23 protein-coding genes are annotated in these 20,796 nt (G+C 66.2%); 21 read left to right on the top strand and 2 right to left on the bottom strand.

Going from position 1 to position 20,796, the window contains the following annotated elements:
- The first annotated feature begins 120 nt into the window (after positions 1–120).
- The 3 genes from trpS to AUP43_RS14460 all read left to right on the top strand — a co-directional run bounded on the left by trpS (position 121) and on the right by AUP43_RS14460 (position 3,106).
- The gene (gene trpS, locus AUP43_RS14470; protein ID WP_067558538.1) at positions 121–1,122 is read left to right on the top strand and encodes a tryptophan--tRNA ligase; all 1,002 of its coding nucleotides are present in this window, start codon (positions 121–123) and stop codon (positions 1,120–1,122) included.
- Between the two features lie 150 nt (positions 1,123–1,272).
- A complete protein-coding gene (locus AUP43_RS14465; RefSeq protein WP_067558535.1) occupies positions 1,273–1,824 on the top strand; it encodes a NifU family protein in 552 nt (183 codons plus the stop codon).
- A 112-nt stretch (positions 1,825–1,936) separates the two neighbouring features.
- Positions 1,937–3,106 carry a glucosaminidase domain-containing protein gene (locus AUP43_RS14460; RefSeq protein WP_067558532.1) on the top strand — a complete coding sequence of 390 codons (1,170 nt, stop codon included), beginning with the start codon at positions 1,937–1,939 and terminating at the stop codon, positions 3,104–3,106.
- An 8-nt stretch (positions 3,107–3,114) separates the two neighbouring features.
- Here the strand turns inward: AUP43_RS14460 and AUP43_RS14455 are convergent, their stop codons facing one another.
- Together AUP43_RS14455 and ddpX are read right to left on the bottom strand one after the other, a co-directional pair.
- Positions 3,115–4,176: a polysaccharide deacetylase family protein gene (locus AUP43_RS14455; protein ID WP_067558529.1), complete on the bottom strand. Its 1,062-nt coding sequence runs from the start codon at positions 4,174–4,176 to the stop codon at positions 3,115–3,117.
- Between the two features lie 156 nt (positions 4,177–4,332).
- Positions 4,333–4,887 (bottom strand): D-alanyl-D-alanine dipeptidase, encoded by a 555-nt coding sequence (gene ddpX, locus AUP43_RS14450; protein WP_067558526.1) that lies wholly within the window; start codon positions 4,885–4,887, stop codon positions 4,333–4,335.
- Positions 4,888–4,990: 103 nt separating this feature from the next.
- Between ddpX and tsaB the strand changes: the two genes are divergently transcribed.
- The 18 genes from tsaB to AUP43_RS14360 all read left to right on the top strand — a co-directional run.
- The gene (gene tsaB, locus AUP43_RS14445) at positions 4,991–5,674 is read left to right on the top strand and encodes a tRNA (adenosine(37)-N6)-threonylcarbamoyltransferase complex dimerization subunit type 1 TsaB (protein ID WP_067558523.1); all 684 of its coding nucleotides are present in this window, start codon (positions 4,991–4,993) and stop codon (positions 5,672–5,674) included.
- Entirely contained in the window at positions 5,671–6,171 is a 501-nt protein-coding gene (rimI, locus tag AUP43_RS14440) for a ribosomal protein S18-alanine N-acetyltransferase (protein ID WP_067558521.1), read from the top strand. The genes tsaB and rimI overlap by 4 nt, the downstream gene beginning before the upstream one ends.
- 149 nt (positions 6,172–6,320) lie before the next feature.
- Entirely contained in the window at positions 6,321–6,740 is a 420-nt protein-coding gene (locus AUP43_RS14435; protein ID WP_067558551.1) for a MucR family transcriptional regulator, read from the top strand.
- A 154-nt stretch (positions 6,741–6,894) separates the two neighbouring features.
- Positions 6,895–7,329: a Fur family transcriptional regulator gene (locus AUP43_RS14430; protein WP_067558518.1), complete on the top strand. Its 435-nt coding sequence runs from the start codon at positions 6,895–6,897 to the stop codon at positions 7,327–7,329.
- An 11-nt stretch (positions 7,330–7,340) separates the two neighbouring features.
- Positions 7,341–8,264: a GNAT family N-acetyltransferase gene (locus AUP43_RS14425; RefSeq protein WP_084462830.1), complete on the top strand. Its 924-nt coding sequence runs from the start codon at positions 7,341–7,343 to the stop codon at positions 8,262–8,264.
- A gap of 19 nt (positions 8,265–8,283) precedes the next feature.
- Positions 8,284–9,135, top strand: coding sequence for a lysophospholipid acyltransferase family protein (locus AUP43_RS14420; protein WP_232315185.1), 852 nt, complete (start codon positions 8,284–8,286; stop codon positions 9,133–9,135).
- A gap of 108 nt (positions 9,136–9,243) precedes the next feature.
- Positions 9,244–10,617 (top strand): tRNA (N6-isopentenyl adenosine(37)-C2)-methylthiotransferase MiaB, encoded by a 1,374-nt coding sequence (gene miaB / locus AUP43_RS14415; RefSeq protein ID WP_084462829.1) that lies wholly within the window; start codon positions 9,244–9,246, stop codon positions 10,615–10,617.
- Positions 10,614–11,666, top strand: coding sequence for a PhoH family protein (locus tag AUP43_RS14410; RefSeq protein ID WP_067558512.1), 1,053 nt, complete (start codon positions 10,614–10,616; stop codon positions 11,664–11,666). The genes miaB and AUP43_RS14410 overlap by 4 nt, the downstream gene beginning before the upstream one ends.
- Positions 11,663–12,226: an rRNA maturation RNase YbeY gene (gene ybeY / locus AUP43_RS14405; RefSeq protein WP_407668479.1), complete on the top strand. Its 564-nt coding sequence runs from the start codon at positions 11,663–11,665 to the stop codon at positions 12,224–12,226. Before AUP43_RS14410 ends, ybeY begins: the two co-directional genes overlap by 4 nt.
- Positions 12,223–13,173, top strand: a complete 951-nt coding sequence (locus AUP43_RS14400; protein WP_067558509.1) for a hemolysin family protein — start codon at positions 12,223–12,225, stop codon at positions 13,171–13,173. The genes ybeY and AUP43_RS14400 overlap by 4 nt, the downstream gene beginning before the upstream one ends.
- Before the next feature lie 4 nt (positions 13,174–13,177).
- Entirely contained in the window at positions 13,178–14,791 is a 1,614-nt protein-coding gene (lnt, locus tag AUP43_RS14395; protein WP_067558508.1) for an apolipoprotein N-acyltransferase, read from the top strand.
- A 101-nt stretch (positions 14,792–14,892) separates the two neighbouring features.
- Positions 14,893–15,363 (top strand): helix-turn-helix domain-containing protein, encoded by a 471-nt coding sequence (locus tag AUP43_RS14390; RefSeq protein ID WP_067558507.1) that lies wholly within the window; start codon positions 14,893–14,895, stop codon positions 15,361–15,363.
- A gap of 199 nt (positions 15,364–15,562) precedes the next feature.
- A complete protein-coding gene (metK, locus tag AUP43_RS14385; RefSeq protein ID WP_067558502.1) occupies positions 15,563–16,729 on the top strand; it encodes a methionine adenosyltransferase in 1,167 nt (388 codons plus the stop codon).
- Between the two features lie 7 nt (positions 16,730–16,736).
- Complete coding sequence (trmB, locus tag AUP43_RS14380) at positions 16,737–17,450, top strand: tRNA (guanine(46)-N(7))-methyltransferase TrmB (RefSeq protein WP_067558500.1); 714 nt, start codon at positions 16,737–16,739, stop codon at positions 17,448–17,450.
- A gap of 165 nt (positions 17,451–17,615) precedes the next feature.
- Complete coding sequence (gene rimP, locus AUP43_RS14375; protein ID WP_067558497.1) at positions 17,616–18,128, top strand: ribosome maturation factor RimP; 513 nt, start codon at positions 17,616–17,618, stop codon at positions 18,126–18,128.
- 54 nt (positions 18,129–18,182) lie between these two features.
- Complete coding sequence (gene nusA / locus AUP43_RS14370) at positions 18,183–19,712, top strand: transcription termination factor NusA (RefSeq protein WP_067558494.1); 1,530 nt, start codon at positions 18,183–18,185, stop codon at positions 19,710–19,712.
- The gene (locus AUP43_RS14365) at positions 19,709–20,317 is read left to right on the top strand and encodes an RNA-binding protein (protein WP_322096434.1); all 609 of its coding nucleotides are present in this window, start codon (positions 19,709–19,711) and stop codon (positions 20,315–20,317) included. The genes nusA and AUP43_RS14365 overlap by 4 nt, the downstream gene beginning before the upstream one ends.
- 81 nt (positions 20,318–20,398) lie before the next feature.
- Positions 20,399–20,796 (top strand): translation initiation factor IF-2 associated domain-containing protein (locus tag AUP43_RS14360; RefSeq protein WP_232315184.1); only part of this gene is annotated, 398 nt, incomplete at its 3' end.

The following is a 20,796-nucleotide window of genomic DNA, read 5'->3' as shown; positions in this document are numbered from 1 at the left end:
CCCTCTCCCCTGCCGGGGCGAGGGGATTCCCTCCAACCCGCCCTTGACCCTGCGGCCCTGATGGGCGAATAGTCGCGCCCGCTTATCCACGAGCGCCGCACCCGGAGACACGACCGCGCCATGTCCAACAACCTGATCTTTTCCGGCATCCAGCCGACCGGAAACCTGCATCTCGGCAATTATCTGGGCGCGATCCGCAACTGGGTGAAGCTGCAGAATGATTTCGAGTGCATCTTCTGCGTCGTCGACATGCACGCCATCACCATTCCGCAGGATCCGGCGGTGCTGCACGCCAGCATCCGCGAGGTGGCGGCCGGGATGATCGCGTCGGGCGTCGACCCGCAGAAGAATATCCTGTTCAACCAGAGCCGCGTGCCGGCCCATGCGGAGCTGGCCTGGGTGCTGAACTGCATCGCGCGCATCGGCTGGCTGAACCGCATGACCCAGTTCAAGGACAAGGCGGGCAAGAACCGCGACAACGCTACGGTCGGGCTTTATGTCTATCCGAACCTGATGGCCGCCGACATCCTGACCTACAAGGCAACCCATGTGCCGGTCGGCGACGACCAGAAGCAGCATCTGGAGCTGGCGCGCGACATCGCCCAGGCCTTCAACAGCCAGTTCGGCGTCGATTTCTTCCCGCTGCCGGAGCCGCAGATCTTCGCCACCGCCGCGCGCGTCATGAGCCTGCGCGACGGCACCAAGAAGATGAGCAAGTCGGACGCCTCGGATCAGAGCCGCATCAATCTGACCGACGGGCCGGACGAAATCGCCCAGAAGCTGAAGCGCGCCAAGACCGACCCGCTGCCGCTGCCCGAGAGCGCCGAGGACATGAAGGAGCGGCCGGAAGTCGCCAATCTGATCGGCATCTACGCCGCGCTGTCGGACCGCGAGATCGGCGATGTGGTGACGGAATTCGCCGGCAAGGGCTTCGCCGAGTTCAAGGGCCGGCTGGCCGACCTCGCCGTCTCCGTGCTGGGACCGATTGGCACCGAGATGCAGCGCCTGACCAAGGACCCCGGCTATGTCGACCAGGTGCTGCGCGAGGGCGGGGAGAAAGCCAACGCCATCGCCGCCCCGGTCGTCGACCAGGTTCACGACATCGTCGGCTTTCTGAGGTAGCCGAAGATTCCCCGATTTCGCCGCTTTCGCGCCGCAATCGGCCCGTAGCAATCGCATCCGGAAGGCATCCTGCTTGATCTGCGTCCGAAACTGGACCATGTAAGTCCGGAATTGGAACGCAACCGAGCCTGGATGCTTGGAGGTAGAGAAATGTTTATTCAGACCGAATCGACGCCCAACCCGGCGACGCTGAAATTCCTGCCCGGCCGCGACGTCATGGCGTCGGGCACGGCCGATTTCACGTCGGCGGAAGCCGCTGCCCGCTCGCCCTTGGCGAAGCGGCTGTTCGCGGTCGAGGGCGTCAGTGGCGTGTTCTTCGGTAGTGACTTCGTGACCGTGTCCAAGCGGGACGAGAAGGAATGGTATGTCCTGAAGCCCGCCATCCTGGGCGCGATTATGGAGCATTTCACCACCGGCGAACCGCTGCTGCTGGATGACGCTTCCGCTGCTTCCGAGGATGCCGGCGAGGACAGCGAGATCGTGCAGACCATCAAGGAGCTGCTCGACACCCGCGTCCGTCCCGCCGTCGCCCAGGATGGCGGCGACATCACCTTCCACGGTTTCGAGGAAGGGGTGGTCTATCTTCACCTGCAAGGCGCGTGCGCTGGCTGCCCCAGCTCCACCGCGACCCTCAAGATGGGGATCGAGAACCTGCTGAAGCATTATATTCCTGAAGTGTCGGAGGTGCGCGCCGTCATGTAACGGCGTCGCCGGCACCCCTTACCCCTACTGTCGAAATGTAGGCTCCCGCGCGCATGCGCGCGGGACGACGGGGCCGGCTTTTTGTTGAAACAACGAAGGAGCGAAGACCGGGATGCGAAAGCCCAGCTTCGTTAATATTTCCCTCTGCCTGCTCGGCGCATCGGTGATTGCCCTGCAGGCGACGGCTATCCTCGCCGGACCCACCCTGCCCTATCCCAAGATGATGCAGGCAATGGTTGCCCCGCTGCCCGATTCCATCCGGGCGGTTCTGTCCGGCCCGGCGAAGATCGCCGCCGCCCTGCCCGACGCCGCTTCCGGCACGCCGCATGGCGCCGTCGCAATCCCGGTATCCTCGGCGCCCACCCCGGTCTATCGGCCGGCCCCCCGGGTGAAGCTGTTCAACGGCAAGGGGCCCGTGCATGTGCCCGGCACCATGCGGTCGATCAACCAGTCCAGCGAAGCAGCGCTGCTGTTCGACATCATCGGCTACGACCTCACGGCCGTGCGCGAAGGCGTGCAGGACGTGCCGCGCCTGTTCCTGGCCTCGGTGCCGGCGGATCTGCGCAAGCTGACCCAGATCGAGGAGCGCAAGCGGCTGTTCCTGAAGACCATGCTGCCGCTGATCCTGCGGGTGAACGAGGAGGTCGGCGAGGATCGCCGCGCCTTGCTCAGCATCAAGGCGCGGCGCGAGTCGGGGCTGCAACCCCGTTGGGAGGAGCGCGCGCTGCTGGCGCGGCTTTCCACCCTCTACGGTGTCGAGGATGGCGATCTGGGCGCGCTGCTGCTGCGGGTCGACGCGGTGCCGGTCTCGCTGGCGCTTGCCCAGTCGATCGAGGAAAGCGGCTGGGGCACCTCGCGCGTCGCCCGCCAGGGCAATGCGCTGTTCGGGCAATATGCGTGGAAGGATTCCCACGGCCTGGTGCAGCAGAACCGCAAGCCGGGCGAAACCCATGTGATCCGCAGCTTCGACAAGCTGATCGACGCGGTCGCGGCCTATTCGCTGAATTTGAACAGCCATGCCGCCTATGCCGATTTCCGCAAGGCGCGCGCCGAGCTGCGTCAGCAGGGCAAGCCGCTGGACGGCTATCGCCTGGCCGGCCATCTGCTGCGCTATTCGGAACGCGGACCGGACTATATCCGCACGCTGCGCATCATCATGAAGGGCAATCAGCTTGCCGAGCTGGAGCAGGCCGAACTGGCCCACGGCATCTCCGTGGCCACCACCCGGGACAGCGACACCACCCTTTCCGGCGGTCCTTCCGACCCTCTCAACGAGGGTTAGTCCCGCCCTTACCGCGCCGCCGGGACGTAGAATTGCAGACCGAACCAGCGCCAGCGGGAATCCGGGGCGGGCATGGTGCAGTTAATGCGCGACCGGCCGGCGGGAAAGGCCTCGGTGAGGCGGATTTCGATCCGCCCGCCGGGCAACCGCTCAATGTTGGTGCGGCCCTGGCGGGAGGCGAAACAATCCAGATTGGCGATATCGCCGATGCCCGGCAGCACGGTAAAGCCGACGGCCGGCGGGTTCGCCCCGGTCAGCACCGGGTCGGCGGGCGTCAGATCCTCCACCGGCAGCGGCAGGGCGGACGCAATCAGCCGGAACCGGTCGATGCCGCCGTAATTCTCATTCAGCGGAAAGCGCGGCATCTGGTAGGGATCGCCGCGATCATGCGCCACCCCGGAATTCTGCCCGAAGGCGGCGGCAAAACCGGCCTCTGCCACCGCATCGCGGATAGCCAGGCTGTATTCGCCATAGGGATAGGCGAAGAAGGCCGGCTTCTGGCCGATTTCCTTTTCGATCCGGCTGACGGAATAGAGGATGTCGTCGCGCGCCTTGTCGATCGGCATATCCGGCAGATGCGGGTGCGAGGCCGTCTGGCTGCCGATGGCGGCCCCGCCGCGCGCCAGCTCGCGCAGCTCGGTCCAGCCCATATAGTCGGTGCCGCGGGCATCCAGCAGATCGCTTGAGACGAAGATGGTGAAAGGCAGTCCGGCGGCCTTGAGGCGCGGCCAGGCCTCCTCATAGACCGAGCGGTAAGCGTCGTCGATGGTGATGGCCACCGTGCGTTCGGGCAGTGGCTGGCGGTTGCGCAGCGCGGTCACGATACGTGCCAGCGGCAGCACGCTGTAGCCGCCGCTCTTCAATTCCTCCAGATGCGCCTCGAACTGATCCAGGCGGATGCTGGCGGAGGGCACGTCCTCCTCGCCAAAACGGTGATACATCAGGATCACGGCCGAGGCGGCTTCTTCCGCGCGCTGTGCGGCGGCCGGCCGGCTCTGCAGGCCAGCCTCCAGGGCGCAGGCGCCCAAAACCGCCGCCATCAGGGCGGGACGGAAAAGGAAACCCTGCATATCCCTAAGCCTTTTGCCTCGGTTCCAATGCATGCTGGTCAACGCCCGCCATTCCTCTCCGCTCGCGATGGACGCCTATGCTCCTATCGCACAGGCACGCTATTCCCCAATGCAATTCTAGCACGACAGGGCCGCCCCGCACACGCGGCGGACGGGCTATGCCATAAGGCCGGACGACAGCACGCTGTCGCTCAGCACCGGATAGCGGCGCGGCTGGAACAGTTGGTAATGCCACCATTCGCGGGAATAGAAATCCCAGCCCGCCGCCGACATGATGCCCAGCAGCACGAAACGGTTGCGCTGCGCGGTTGCCGATATCTCGGTATCGCCATGCCAGGCGCGCGGGCTGGGATCGTCGAAGCCGGTCCCCATCTCCAGCGCCCGCCCGGCGCCGTCGACCAGCGTCAGATCGACAGCCACGCCCCGGCAATGCGGCACCGAGCCGGTGCGCGGGTCGGAGACAAAGCCGGGTATCGGAAAAGCCTCCCACAACGCCCATTGCGCCTCAACCGGGCGGAAGGCGTCCAGCAGCTTCAACCGGTAGCCCAGCGGGCGGGCAAGCTCAGCGGCGCGGGCCAGGCAGGCGATGGCATCGGCGTGCAGATAGCAGCCATCGCGGCGATAGATCGGCCGGCCGGTCAAATTATCCGGGGTGGCATAGGCCAGGGCGACGTCCACCGCCGGCACCGCCTGCCTGACATCCACCAGCATCGCTCGCCCTTTCCTCGATCTTCGCCCGGAATTTACAAGCCGGGCAATCGGCGTATATGTCCTAAGCTTCCAGGAGTTGGCTAATAGCATAGATCGGCGTCCCGTGAAGATTCTCGCTCTCGATACCGCGCTCAGCGGCTGCTCGGTCGCCATCCTGCAGGATGGGCGCGCGCTGGCGCACCGGCAGCGGACGATGGCGCGCGGCCAAGCCGAGGCGCTGCTGCCGATGGTCGAGGCGGCGATGGCGGAGGCCGGAATGGCTTACGCCGCCCTCGACCGGCTGGCGGTGACGGTCGGCCCCGGCTCCTTCACCGGGCTGCGGATCGGGCTGGCGACGGCGCGCGCGCTGGCGCTGGCGGCCGGCAAGCCGCTGGTCGGCGTGACCACGCTGGAAGCCATCGCCGAAGGGGCTCTCGCCGGGCATCCGACGGGCAAACCGGTGCTGGTGGCGCTGGATTCGCGGCGCGGCGATCTGTTCGTGCAGCTTTTCGACGCCGGTTCGCGCCCGCTTTGCCCGCCCCAGGCGGTCGCCCCCGCCGACCTCGCCGCGCTGGTGCGGACCGGCCCGCTGCTGCTGGCCGGCGATGCCGCCGAAACCGCCCGCGACAGCCTGCGCGCGGCCGGGCTGGCGGTGGAGATCGCCGATGCGCCGGCGCAGCCCGATGCCCGCCTGGTCGCAGCACTGGGCGCGACCCGGGCGCTGCCGGACGGGCCGGTCGGGCCGCTTTATCTGCGCGCGCCCGACGTCACCCTGCCGAAGGCCGCGGTGCTGCGGGTGGCGCCATGAGGGAAGAGGATCTGGACCGCGCCGCCGCGCTGCGTCCCAACATCGTCGATGCCGGCCCCTTCGATGTGGGCATCATCGCGCGGCTGCAGGAAATGTGCTTCGACCAGCCCTGGGGCCGCGATTTCGTCGCGCGCATGTTCGCGGTCCAGGGCGGCTATTCGCTGCTGCTGAAAATATCCACCAATGCCGGCCGCGTGCCGGTCGGCTTCGCCATGTGCCAGGCTTTGCAGGAGGAAGCGGAACTGCTGACGCTGGGCATCCTGCCGGCCTATCAGGATCGCGGGCTGGGCCGGCGGCTGGTCGCGGCGTGCCTGGAAAAAGCCCGGGAAAAAGCCGTCCGCTCGTTGTTTCTGGAAGTCTCCGAACGCAATTTCGCCGCCCAGAGGCTCTACCAGTCTTTTGGCTTTTCCATAATCGGACGGCGCCCGAAATATTATCGTGAAGTAGACGGCACCTTTATCGATGCGTTGAACATGCGGTGCGACTTGCAACGCTAACGCGATTGCGTGAAGAGTGCGACGAAACGCCACCACGCTATATTGCATAACGCCTAATTTTTCTTATGTAGTAAGTATTGAAATTAGCTTCGATAAAGCCTAATTTCGCCGTGTTTATGACTTCGGAGAGCTTTTATATGTCCACCCAAATGGCAGAGGTCGTCGAAAAAGACGAAATGCTTCGTCTTACCGTCGAGATCGTGTCGGCTTACGTGTCCAACAATACCGTCTCGATGACGGACGTTCCGACTCTGATCGAACAGGTTCACGCCAAGCTTGGCGGCCTCGGCGAAGCCGTCGTCGTGCCGCAGGAGAAGCTGCAGCCGGCGGTCCCGGTCAAGAAGTCGGTGACGCCCGACTACATCATCTGCCTGGAAGACGGCAAGAAGCTGAAGATGCTGAAGCGGCATCTGAAGACCGCCTACGACATGAGCCCGGAAGAATATCGCGAGAAATGGGGCCTTCCGGCCAGCTATCCGATGGTGGCGCCGAACTACGCCAAGCAGCGCAGCAAGCTGGCGCGGGCCATCGGCCTCGGCACGCGCGCCCGGCGCGACGCGGCGGAATAAGAAGCAAGGCGGCGCCCCTCGGCACCTTAGGGCGCATCCGGTCCTTTCCAAACCGCCTTTCGGCATTTACAAAGCGGCGTCGCGAACTGTTTGGGTTTGCGACGCCGTTTTGGTTATAATCGGCTAGGTTCGGTAAGGGGAGAAGAAGCAGCCAATGGAAGCCTCGCGCCTGGAACGCCTGTGTCAGGAAAAGGGCCTGAAGATGACCGAGCAGCGCCGGGTCATCGCGCAGGTTTTATCGACCTCCACCGATCATCCCGATGTCGAGCTGGTTTATCAGCGCGCAACCGCGATCGATCCGCGCATCAGCATCGCCACCGTCTACCGCACCGTGCGGCTGTTCGAGGAAGCAAGCATCCTGGAACGGCACGATTTCGGCGACGGGCGCGCGCGCTATGAAGAAGCCCCGGAAGAGCATCACGACCATCTGATCGATATCGAAACCGGCAGCGTCGTCGAATTCCAGAGCGAGGAAATCGAGAAGCTGCAGGAGGAGATGGCGATGAAGCTGGGCTACCGCCTGGTCGGCCATCGCCTGGAACTGTACGGAATTCCCCTGAATTCCAAGCGACAACGCGACAAGAAATAGAAAGCGTATCGATGGGTCATTCCCACCCCCCGTCCGATCGGCCCGCCGGCAGCGGCGACGAATCGCCATCCGACGGCGGCGGCGATCGACTTTCGCCGGGGCGGGCCCGGCCAGCCCGGATAGAGGGACGCACGGAAGGCGATCTCGGCGATCTGCGGAACGGCTCGCTGGAAGTGCGCCTGTCCCGCAGCACGGCGGATATCGAGGCTGCCCAGGCCCTGCGCTACCGCGTCTTCTATGACGAGATGCACGCCAAGCCGACGCCCGAAATGGCCGCCGCCCGGCGCGACTTCGACAGTTTCGACGCCGTGGCCGACCATCTCATGGTGATCGACCATGCGCTGGGCGACGGGCCGGAATCCATTGTCGGCACCTACCGGCTGATCCGCCGCGCGGCGGCCCAGGCGCATGGCGGCTTCTACACTGCGGACGAGTACGACATCGCGAAGATCGTCGCCTGGCCGGGACCAATCCTGGAACTGGGGCGATCCTGCACCGATTCGCGCTACCGCAACCGCCCGACCATGCAGCTTTTGTGGAAGGGCATCGCCGCCTATGTGTTCCACCACGATATCGAGTTGATGTTCGGCTGCGCCAGCCTGCCCGGCAACGATGTCGATGCGCTGGCGCAATCGCTGTCCTATCTGCACCACCATCATCTGGCGCCGCCGGAATTGCGCCCGGTGGCGCTGCCGGATCGCTATACCGACATGAACAGGCTGCCGGCCGAGCAAATCGACGCCAAGCGCGTGCTGGCCGGCCTGCCGCCGCTGATCAAGGGCTATCTGCGGCTGGGCGGCTATGTCGGCGACGGCGCGGTGATCGACCCGCAATTCAACACCACCGATGTCTGCGTCATCGTGAAGACCGACCAGGTGACGGAAAGCTATTACCAGCATTACGCCCGCTCCACGCGCGACGCCTGGGGCGAATAAGGGCGGAGCCGGTCACAACATGATCCGTATGGGCAATCCCCTGCTCGCGCTGGTTCGGCTGCTGGCCTATCTGGCCATCACCCTGCCCTTGATGCCCGTCCAGGCAGTCGCCGTCGCGCTGAACGCGCGGCTGGCGGTGACCCTGCCGGTGTTCTACCACCGGCTCTGCCTGGCCCTGATGGGCTTCCGGGTACAGGTTTCGGGCAAGCGGCTCGCCGGGCCGCCGGTGCTGTATGTCAGCAACCACACCTCCTATCTCGATGTCATCGTGCTGGGCTCGCTGATTCCCGGCAGCTTCGTCGCCAAGGCCGAAGTGAAGGGCTGGCCGCTTTTCGGCTGGCTGGCGCAATTGCAGCGCACCGTCTTCGTGATACGGCGCGGCACGCGCGCCGGCGACCAGCGCGACAGCATCGCCGAACGCTTGCAGAAGGGCGGCAATCTGGTGCTGTTCCCCGAAGGCACCAGCAATGACGGCAATCGCACCCTGCCCTTCAAGAGCGCCCTGTTCGCCGCCGCCGAAACCATGGTGGACGGCCACAAGGTGATGGTGCAGCCGGTATCGATTTCCTACGCCCGACTGAACGGCATCCCGATCGGCCGGGGCCTGCGGCCGCTGTTCGCCTGGTACGGCGCCATGGACCTGGCACCGCATCTGTGGCGCGTGCTGGGGCTGGGCACGGTGGCGATATCGGTGCGCTTCCACGAGCCGGTGCGGCTGGAGGATTTTCCCAGCCGCAAGGAAATGGCGGCGCATTGCCATCGCCTGGTGGCGCTGGGCGTCGCGGCGGCCAATGCCGGGCGCGAGATGCCGGCGCTGCCGCCACCCGGCGCCGGCGACAGCCCGCCCGATGCGGGCAGCAAGGCCGCATAGCTGCCAGAAAGGACAAAGACAGGGCTGGCGTTCGGCCGCCCCAGGCCCTAGATAAGGGCCTTCGGAAATACCACCTGACGTGACGCGCGAGACCGGCTGGGACCGACAGTGGCGAAGAAGCTTTTTATCCGCACCTATGGCTGCCAGATGAACGTCTATGATTCCGCCCGCATGGCGGATGTCCTGGCGCCGCTGGGCTATGAGCCGGCCGATGCGCCGGACGGCGCCGACATGGTGATCGTCAATACCTGCCATATCCGCGAGAACGCATCGGAGAAAACCTTCCACGAGCTTGGTCGCTTGCGCCAGATGAAGCAGCGCAAGGCGGCCGAGGGCGGGCAGATGGTGCTGGCCGTAGCCGGCTGCGTCGCCCAGGCGGAAGGGGCCGAGATCATGGCCCGCGCGCCTTTCGTCGACATGGTGTTCGGGCCGCAGGCCTATCACCGCCTGCCGGAGATGGTGGCCAGGGCCACCCGCAGCGCCGCCGGCCCGGGCGAAAGAGGCGTGCTGGACACCGACTTCCCGGTGGAGAGCAAGTTCGACCATCTGCCGGAAGAACAGAAGCTGGAGGGCGCATCCGCCTTCCTGACAGTGCAGGAAGGCTGCGACAAATTCTGCACCTTCTGCGTGGTGCCCTATACGCGCGGGGCCGAATTCTCCCGCCCCGCCGCCCAGATCGTCGCGGAGGCGCGCCGCCTGGTCGGCTCGGGTGCGAAGGAGATCACGCTGCTCGGCCAGAATGTGAACGCCTATCACGGCGCGGGGCCGGACGGGCGCGACTGGGGCCTGGGCCGGCTGATCCGCGCGCTGGCGGAGATCGACGGGCTGGCGCGCATTCGCTACACCACCTCTCATCCGCGCGACATGGATGACGATCTGATATCCGCGCATGGCGCGGTGCCGGCGCTGATGCCCTATCTGCATTTGCCCGTCCAGTCCGGCTCCGACCGCGTATTGGAGGCGATGAACCGCAAGCACAAGGCGGCGGATTACCGGCGCATCGTCGACAAGCTGCGCGCCGCCCGGCCCGATCTGGCGCTGTCCTCCGACTTCATCGTCGGCTTTCCCGGCGAAAGCGAGGCGGATTTCAAGGAGACGTTGAAGCTCGTCGGCGATGTCGGCTACGCCCAGGCCTTCTCCTTCAAATACAGCTCCCGACCCGGCACGCCCGCGGCCCTGCTGGAAATGCAGATCGAGGAGCAGGCAAAATCCGACCGGCTCTATGCGCTGCAAGCGCTGCTGACGGAACAACAGACCGCCTTCAACGCTTCCATGGCCGGCCGCACGTTGCCGGTGCTGGTGGAAAAGACCGGCAAGCTGCCCGGCCAGTTGATCGGCAAGAGCCCCTATCTGCAATCCGTGGTGATCCGGGGCAATCCGCGGCTGATCGGCCAGATCGTGCCGGTCGCCATCGATGCCGGCTATGCCAACAGCCTGTCCGGCAGCGTGGAGCCGGTGGCCGAAATGGAGGGAGCGGCTTGAGCCGGACAGATCTGCTGCAACCGCCGATCCATCTGAAATTCGACGATCCCAGCCTGCTGCCGATCCTGTTCGGCGACCATGACCGCAACCTCGTCCGCCTGGAACAGAAGCTGGATGTCGCCATCACCTATCGCGGCGATCTGATCTCCATCGACGGGTCGGTGGAAAACGCCAACGCCGCCAAGGCCGCCATCGAGGGGTTGGCCGACCGGCTGGGCAAGAGCGGGGCGCAAAAAAGCCCGCGCAAAGGCAGCCGGAAGGGCCAGGCTGTCGGCCAGCCGGCGGAAATCGCGCTGGCCGATATCGACGCCGCCGCCAATTTCGCCCTGAACGCGCCGGGCCAGGCCGAGCCCCCCGGCGACGTCCAGACGCTGGCGACCTGGAAGCGCGCCATCACCCCGCGCTCGCCCACGCAGGCGCTGTATCTCGACGCGCTGATGCGCAACGAGCTTGTGTTCGGCATGGGGCCGGCCGGCACCGGCAAGACCTATCTGGCCGTGGCCATGGCGGTGTGGATGCTGAAGCAGCGCCGGGTCGACCGACTGATCCTGTCGCGGCCGGCGGTGGAGGCCGGCGAGCGCCTGGGCTTCCTGCCCGGCGACATGAAGGAAAAGATCGACCCCTATCTGCGCCCGCTCTATGACGCGCTATACGACATGATGCCGGGCGATCAGGTGGAAAAGCGCATCGCCTCCGGTGAGATCGAAGTGGCGCCGCTGGCCTTCATGCGCGGCCGCACGCTGGCCAATGCCTTCGTGATTCTGGACGAGGCGCAGAACACCACCCCGACCCAGATGAAGATGTTCCTGACCCGGCTGGGCGAGAATTCCCGCATGGCGGTCACCGGCGACCTGTCGCAGACTGACCTGCCGCTGGGGGCGAAATCCGGCCTGCGCGACGCCGTCGAGACGCTGCAGGGCGTGCGCGGCATCGAATTCGTGCCATTCAACCACAAGGATGTCGTGCGCCACCCGCTGGTGACCCGCATCGTGCTGGCCTACGACCATCGCGACCGGCCGCTGCTGACGGAAGAGGGAGAGAAACCGTGACCGCCGCCCTCCCTGGCGCCCTGGGTGTCACGCCGGAAATCGCCCTAGAGATCGCCGACCCGGCATGGCGCACAGCCCTGCCGGAAATCGAGGCGCTGGCAATCGGCGCCGCCCATGCCGCGCTGGCGGCGGCCGGCGATTGGGATGAGCCGGCTGAACTGGCCCTGCGCTTGACCGACGATGCCGAATTGCAGGCGCTGAACCGCGCCTATCGCGGCCAGGACAAGCCGACCAACGTGCTGTCCTTCCCGGCCGACGCGGGTGACCGGCTGCCGGGCGAACCGCAGCAGTTGGGCGATATCGCGCTGGCCTGGCAGACGATGGCGCGCGAGGCTGCCGAGCAGAATAAGAGCCTGGCCGATCATACGACCCATCTGATCGTGCATGGGACGCTGCATGTTTTGGGGTATGATCACGAGACCGAGGACGAGGCGACCGAGATGGAAGCCCTGGAAATCCGGATTCTAAGCGGGATGGGCATTGCCGATCCCTACCAGCCCGATGCCGGCCCGACGGCGCCGGACGGGCACCAGCAGGAGGCTAGCGCTACGCCGCGATGAGCGACGCATCCAGTAGTCAGCCCCACGGCCAGACACGGCTGGACGGGGCATCCGAAGACCCTTCGATATGGTCGCGCATCACCAGCCTGTTCAGTTCGCGCCGCAAGACGCGCAACGGCGAGGCGACGATGCGCGGAACGATCGAGGAATTGATCGAGGGCAATGGCGACGCCGAAACCGCCATCGGCCCGGACGAGCGGCAGCTGATCACCAACATCATCGAGCTGCGCGAGATCACTGCCGTCGATGTGATGGTGCCGCGCATCGATATCGTCGCCGTGCCCGAGGACATGCCCTTGGCCGACCTGGTGAAGGAGATGACCAAGGCGGCGCATTCCCGCATGCCGGTCTATCGCGAGACGCTCGATGATGTGGTCGGCATGGTCCATATCAAGGACGTGCTGCAATATTGGGGGGCGGCCAAGCAGGCGACGCTGAAAAGCCTGCTGCGCAAGGTCATGTTCGTCTCTCCCTCGATGCGCGCGCTCGACCTGCTGTTGCAGATGCGCGCGGCGCGCATTCATCTGGCGCTGGTGGTGGACGAATTCGGCGGCATAGACGGGCTGATCACCATCGAGGATCTGGTCGAGCAGATCGTCGGCGAGATCGACGACGAGCACGATGTCGTCGAGGGGCCGAAGATCGTCGAGCACAAGGATGCCGATGGCGCGCGCTGGCTGCTGGCCGATGCCCGCGCCACCGTGGAGGAGTTCGAGGAGGTGGTCGGCCAGGTGCTCGACGAGGATGAGCGCGAGGAGACCGACACGCTGGGCGGCCTCGTCTTCATGCTGGCCGGGCGCGTGCCGGCGCGCGGCGAGGTGGTGCGTCATGAGAGCGGCATCGAATTCGAAGTGACCGACGTGGATCCGCGCCGCATCAAGCGGCTGCGCGTCCGTAACCTGCCGGATTCCGAGCCGGCAACCCCGCCCGAGGATACTGGCGCATGAGGCCGTGAACGGCTGGACCGATACCTGGCCGTGGCTGGATCGGCTGGCGCTGCGCGTAGCTGGGCTGACCGGCCGCCGGCGTTATGGCCTGGCCCTGCTGCTGGGCGTCGGCCTGGCGCTGGCCATGCCGCCCTTCCACCTGCTGCCGCTGATCGCGGTCGCCTTCACCGGCCTGATCTGGCAGATCGAGGGCTGCACCACGCGCCGCCAGGCCTTCGCCATCGGCTGGTGCTTCGGCTTCGGTTTCTTCGTCGCCGGGCTGTACTGGATCGCCAACGCCCTGCTGGTCGACAGCGCCCGCTTCTGGTGGATGGTGCCCCTGGCCGCCGCCGGGCTGCCGGCGCTGCTGGCGCTGTTCGTGGCGCTGGCGACATTGGCGTTGCACTGGCTGAGGCTGCGCGGCACGGCGCTGGCCCTGGGCTTCGCCGTGGCCTGGAGCGTGGCGGAATATCTGCGCGGCCATATCCTGACCGGCTTCCCCTGGAATCTGGTCGGCTATGGCTGGGCGCCGCTGACCGCAATGCTGCAGATCGGCTCGCTGGTCGGCATTTATGGCCTGGGCCTGGCGACGGCGCTGGCGGCGGCGCTGCCGGCGACGCGACGGCCGGCAATTATGCTAGCCGGCCTGGCGCTGCTGCTCGCCATTGGCGGTTATGGGGCGGTCCGGCTGGCCGGCGCGCCAGCCATCGACGATCCGAAGGCGCAGGCGCCCGGCGTGACGCTGCGGCTGGTGCAGCCCAACATCCCGCAGCAGGAGAAATGGAACGGCGAGAAGCGCGAACAGCATCTGCTGACCCATCTGGAAATGTCGGCCGCGCCCGTGCTGCCCGGCCTGCCCGCGCCGACCCATATCGTCTGGTCGGAAACCGCCGTTCCCTTCCTGTTGAGCGAGGATGTCCGCGCCCGCGCCATGATCGGCAGCATCGCCCCCTCCGGCGGCGCCGTGCTGACCGGCGGCATCCGGGTCGAGCGTCCCGCCGTCGGGGGGAGCAGAGGTGGTCAAGGAAGCGGCCAGGGCGCAAGCAGGCGGGCCGATTTCTGGAACAGCCTGTACGCCATCGGCCCCGGCGGCACGGTGCCGGCGACCTACGACAAGGCGCATCTGGTGCCGTTCGGGGAATATATGCCGCTACGCGATATTCTGGGCTTCGTGCCGACCGTCGCCAGCAGTCTCGATTTCCAGGCCGGACCGGGGCCGCGCACCATCGACGTGCCCGGCGTGCCGCCGGTCAGCCCGCTGATCTGCTACGAGGTGATCTTCCCCGGCGTTGTCGCCGATCCGGCGGACCGACCCGGCTGGCTGCTGAACGTCACCAACGATGGCTGGTACGGTTTCAGCACCGGCCCGTTCCAGCATTTCCAGATCGCCCGGATGCGCGCGGTGGAGGAAGGCCTGCCGCTGGTGCGCGTGGCGAACACCGGCATATCGGGCATCGTCGATTCCTATGGCCGCGTCACCCGGCGCATCGGGCTGGAGGAAAAGGGCGTGGTGGACGGCCCCTTGCCGCGCGCCCTTGCAGCCGCCACCCTCTATGCCCGCTGGGGCGACGCCCTCTATGCGGGAGCGTTATTGCTGCTTCTCCTGTGTACAATTGTCATCGGCAGGCGCGGCACATGATGATATGGTTTGTCATACCTGCATCCCAGGTTGACGACATACCAATGTATGGTTAATTAACTACCCAAGCATTCGCACGAGCAATTATCAGAAACATAACCATGGCATTAACGGGACGGGGCCGGCGAAAAGCCGAGGGCGCAGGACGAACCGGAAAACCGAATCCGGTCGATGTGCACGTTGGTGGGCGCGTTCGTTTGCGCCGGACGTTGCTGGGCATGAGCCAGGAAAAGCTCGGCGAGGGCCTGGGACTGACTTTCCAGCAAGTCCAGAAATATGAACGCGGGGCCAACCGTATCGGCGCCAGCCGGCTGTACGATCTGAGCCGCGTTCTGGATGTGCCGGTTTCCTTCTTCTTCGACGATATGTCGACCGAGACCAGCGGCCAGTCGCCGCGCCGCACGCCGGCGCTGGCGGAAAGCGCCGCCCCCAGCTATGAGGCCGACCCGATGGCCAAGCGCGAAACGCTGGAGCTGGTGCGCGCTTACTACAAGGTCACCGATCCCACCGTGCGCAAGCGGCTGTTCGAACTGGCCAAGGCGCTGGCGACCAATACCGAGCCCAAGAGCTGAGGCGCCCGGCTTCTCCCGCCCCCTGAATTTCCTTGACCCTCCCGGAAAAGCTTGCGACTAGTTGCCGCTTTTTGCCTTTCCGGGTGGCCGATTACTGGCGCGGGAAGGCGGTCGATCTACATGGATCGGCTCCATCCGGATAAGCGTCGCCGGCGTACATGCCGGGATCGCCACGGGCTCATTTCAAACGGGGGCAAGCGTGCCGCAGAAGAGCTATCTGTTCACCAGCGAATCGGTTTCCGAAGGTCATCCGGATAAGGTCTGCGACCGCGTTTCCGATACCATCGTCGATCTGTATCTCGGCGCCGACCCGCATGCCCGCATCGCGGTCGAGACGCTGGCCACGACCAACCGCATCGTGCTGGCCGGCGAAGTGCGCGGCCCGGACAATATCGGCCCCGATGAGCTGATCGACGCCGCCCGCCGCGCCGTGCGCGAGATCGGCTACGAGCAGCGCGGCTTCCATTGGAAGACCATGGACGTCACCTGCCTGGTGCATGAGCAATCGGCCGACATCGCCATGGGCGTCGACGCCGCGGGCAACAAGGACGAGGGCGCCGGCGACCAGGGCATCATGTTCGGCCATGCCTGCCGCGAGACCGATGCGCTGATGCCGGCGCCGATCCATTATTCCCACGCCATCCTGCACTCGCTGGCCCAGGCCCGCCATGCCGAGAAGGACAGCCCGCTCGGCCCCGACGCCAAGAGCCAGGTGACCCTGCAATACGAAAACGGCAAGCCGGTGCGCGCCACCTCCATCGTGGTGTCCACCCAGCACGCCGCGCATCTGGAGCAGGCCGAGGTGCGCGAGATCGTGCGCCCGCACGTATTGAAGATTCTGCCGGAAGGCTGGATGTGCCCGGAGGCCGAGTTCTACGTGAATCCGACCGGCCGCTTCGTCATTGGCGGCCCGGACGGCGATGCCGGCCTGACCGGCCGCAAGATCATCGTCGATACCTATGGCGGTGCCGCCCCGCATGGCGGCGGCGCGTTTTCCGGCAAGGACCCCACCAAGGTCGACCGCTCGGCCGCCTATGCCTGCCGCTATCTGGCGAAGAATGTGGTCGCCGCCGGCCTGGCTGACAAATGCACCATCCAGGTGTCCTACGCCATCGGCGTCTCCAAGCCGCTGTCGGTGTATGTCGAAACCTACGGGACCGGCCAGGTCGACGAGGACAAGCTGTCGAAGGTGCTGCAGGAGCTGGTCAACCTCAGCCCGCGCGGCATCCGCGAGCATCTGCAGCTGAACCGGCCGATCTATGCCCGCACCTCCGCCTATGGCCATTTCGGCCGCGCGCCGGAGGCGGATGGCGGTTTCTCCTGGGAACGCACCGACATCGCCGACGAGTTGAAGCGCGCCTTCTAGACGCCGCATGAGTTCCACAGAGGACGACGGCCCGGCACGCAAATTCTACGGCCGGCGCAAGGGGCGCAAGCTGCGGCCCTGGCGCGAGCAGCTCTTCGAGGAGGCGCTGCCGCGCCACCGGCTCGCCCTGCCGGCGGATGCCGCCGGGCCGCTCTCGCCGGCCGCGCTGTTCGGCCGGCCGGCAGATCGGCTGTGGATCGAGGTCGGCTTCGGCGGCGGCGAGCATCTGGCCGCCCAGGCCAAGGCGAATCCCGACATCTGCTTCATCGGCTTCGAGCCCTTCGTGAATGGCGTGGCCAGCCTGTTGCGCCATATCGAGGAGGAGCGGCTGGCCAATGTGAAGCTGCATCCCGACGATGCGCGGCCAGTGCTGGAGCGCCTGCCCGACGCCTCGGTCGAGCGTTTCTTCCTGCTGTTCGCCGACCCCTGGCCGAAGAAGCGGCACCATTTCCGCCGCTTCATCCAGCCCGAGACGATGGCCGAGCTGGCGCGTCTGCTGAAGGACGGGGCCGAACTGCGCATCGCCAGCGACGATATGGGCTTGGTGCGCTGGATGCTGGCGCAGGTGACCGCGCACCCTGCCTTCGAATGGCTGGCCCGCCGGCCGGCCCACTGGCGCTCCCGCCCAGCCGACGCGATCGAGAGCCGCTACGAGGCCAAGGCCTTGGCGGAAGGGCGCAAGCCGGCCTATCTGACCTTCCAAAGGCGGCCGCGCGACTGAGATGTCGCCAATCAAACCTTGAAGCTAGGGGGGGAATGGGTATATACACCCTATCCCTTAAGTAGGTGATACGTTGCGGATTGTATGTAAGTGGGCGGCTGCCCACTTTTTTGTTTGTCGTGTCGCGATCCGCGGCTGTCACCGCAGGACCGACGGGACGGAGCAATGGAACTGACGGATCGGATCGCGCAGATGGTGTCGCCTTCGCTTGAAGCGATGGGCTACGAAGTCGTGCGCGTTCAGCTTTCCGGCGGCCAGCGCCAAACCCTGCAGGTTATGGCCGACAGGCTCGACCAAAAGCCGATGAATGTGGAAGATTGCGCGGATATCAGCCGCACGATTTCCGCCCTGCTGGATGTCGAGGATCCGATTTCCACCGCCTACACGCTGGAAGTCAGCTCTCCCGGCATCGACCGGCCGCTGGTGCGGCCCAAGGATTTCAAGCGCTTCGCCGGTTTCGAGGCGCGCCTGGAAGCGAAAGTGCCCGTCGAGGGCCGCAAGCGCTTCCGCGGCACCCTACTCGGGCTGGACGAGGAGGGGGCGGTGCTGATGGACTCCGATGCCGGCCAGCTTCGCATCGCTTTTTCCGACATCGGCAGGGCCAAGTTGATCCTGACCGACGAATTGATTGCCGCCAGCCAGGCCGAACAGGCCGAGGCTGAGGCCCCGACCAGTTAAGCGCCAAACAGTTAGCCAAAACAGTTAGCGACGGATAGAAGAGACGCCCAACCGATGGAAACTGCCGCTATTCTGCCCCGTACCGAGCTTCTCCAGGTGGCCGACATTGTCGCCCGGGAGAAAAATATCGACCGCGAGGAGGTGATCCTCGCCATGGAGATGGCCATCCAGAAGGCCGGCCGGTCGAAATACGGTCACGAGCATGACATCCGCGCCCATATCGACCGCAAGAACGGCGAGATCACGCTCGCCCGCTATCGCGAGGTCGTCGCGGAGGTCGAGAACGAGGCCACCCAGCTGACGCTGGAGCAGGCCCGCGCCATCGATCCCACCGCCGAGATGGGCGTCTTCCTGATCGACCCGCTGCCGCCGATCGATTTCGGCCGCATCGCCGCGCAGACCGCCAAGCAGGTCATCGTGCAGAAAGTGCGCGAAGCCGAGCGCAAGCGCCAGTACGAGGAATATAAGGACCGCGTCACCGAGGTGGTCAATGGCCTGGTCAAGCGCGTCGAGTTCGGCAATGTCACGGTCGATCTGGGCCGCGCCGAGGCGATCCTGCGCCGCGACGAGCTGCTGCCGCGCGAAAGCTTCCGCCAGGGCGACCGGGTGCGGGCCTATATCTTCGACGTGCGCGAGGAGCAGCGCGGGCCGCAGATTTTCCTGTCGCGCACGCATCCGCAATTCATGGCCAAGCTGTTCGCCCAGGAAGTGCCGGAAATCTATGACGGCATCATCGAGATCAAGGCGGTCGCCCGCGATCCGGGCAGCCGGGCCAAGATCGGCGTGATCAGCAAGGATTCGTCGATCGACCCGGTCGGCGCCTGCGTCGGCATGCGCGGCAGCCGTGTCCAGGCCGTGGTGCAGGAGCTGCAGGGCGAGAAGATCGACATCATTCCCTGGTCGCCGGACCCCGCCACCTTCGTGGTGAACGCGCTGGCCCCGGCCGAAGTGGCCAAGGTGGTGCTGGACGAGGATCTGCATCGCATCGAGGTGATCGTGCCCGACGACCAGCTCAGCCTCGCCATCGGCCGTCGCGGCCAGAATGTGCGCCTGGCCTCGATGCTGACCGGCTGGGACATCGACATTCTGACCGAGACCGAGGAATCGGATCGCCGCCAGGAAGAGGTGAAGACACTGTCCAGCCTGTTCATGGAAGCGCTGGACGTCGACGATGTGATTGCCCATCTGCTGATCAACGAGGGTTTTGCCTCGATCGAGGAAGTAGCCTTGGTGCCGGTGGAGGAGATCGCCGAGATCGAAGGCTTCGACGAGGATGTGGCCGCCGAGCTGCAGACCCGCGCCGCCGCCTTCCTGGAGCAGCAGAACGCCAATTTCGAGGCTCGCCGCAAGGAGCTGGGCGTGACCGACGAGCTGGCCGCGCTGGAGGGTCTGACCCCCGGCATGCTGGCGAAGCTGGGCGAATCCGAGGTGAAGACGCTGGACGATCTGGGCGATCTGGCCGGCGACGAGTTGCGCGAGATCGTCGGCGCCAACGCGATGAGCGAGGAGCAGGCCAACGAGATCATCATGGCCGCCCGCGCCCATTGGTTCGCCGATGAGGATGAAACGGAGACCAAGGCCTGATCGCGCCGGACGACGACGAACTGGAGCCTGACGATCCCAAGGCGCCATCGCGGCGCTGCCTGGCCACCGGCGAAAGCCTGCCGAAAGCGGTGTTGATCCGCTTCGTCGTCGGGCCGGACGCCACGGTGGTGCCGGACCTTGAACAGCGGCTTCCAGGCCGCGGCTTGTGGGTCCGGGCGGATCGGGCGGCGCTTGACAGGGCGGTGGCGAAAGGGTTGTTCTCCCGGGCCGCGCGCGCCACAGTGCGCACCGACCCGGAGATGACCAATCGGGTGGAAGGGCTTCTGGCCCGCCGCCTGATCGGGCTGATCGGCCTGGCCCGCCGTGCGGGCGAGGCGGTCACCGGGTTCGAGAAGGTGCGGGATTGGTTGAAAACCGGCTCCGCCGCGGTGCTGCTGGCAGCATCGGACGGGGCCGAGGACGGACGCGGCAAGCTGCGCGGTCTGACCGGCGACCGGCCGGTGATCGAGGTGCTGGACGCGTCGGAATTGGGCGAGGCCTTCGGGCGCGATCGGGCGGTGCATGCCGCTATCGCGCCGGGTGGCCTGGCGGAAAAGATCGTCGCGGACGCGGGACGGCTGGCAGGGTTTCGCCGTCTCGATTAGGGTAGCGCCGCTCGCGTCCCTCCGGGGGTGGGCGGCAGCCAGGACATGGGCATGAGTGATAGAGAACGGACCGAAGCGGATATGAGCAAGGACACCGAACAGGAAGGCAAAAAGGTGCTTAGCCTTTCGGGGCGCGGCCGCCTTTCTCTGAATAAGAATGTCGAGGCCGGACAGGTCCGTCAGAGTTTTTCGCATGGCCGCAGCAAGGCGGTGACCGTCGAGGTCAAGCGTAAGCGCTCGATCGGCGGGACCGGACGCCCGGACGAGGCCGAGGATCAGACGCCCGAGGCCGTGGAGACCGTGGAAGCGGCCCCCGCGCCGGCGGCGGCCCCCGCCCCGCGCCCGGCGGCCCCTGCCGCCCCGGCCAAGCCGGCGCGGCAGCTGACCGTTGAGGAGCGCGCCGCGCGCACCCGGGCGCTGGCCGACGCCAAGCGCTACGAGGATGAGCGCCCGCCCGAGGCCGAGGCCGCCAGCGAGGC

This window comes from Oceanibaculum pacificum (genome assembly GCF_001618175.1).
Classification (GTDB): domain Bacteria; phylum Pseudomonadota; class Alphaproteobacteria; order Oceanibaculales; family Oceanibaculaceae; genus Oceanibaculum; species Oceanibaculum pacificum.
Note: the sequence above shows the minus strand (reverse complement) of the source record. Positions and strands in the feature narration are given on the sequence as shown.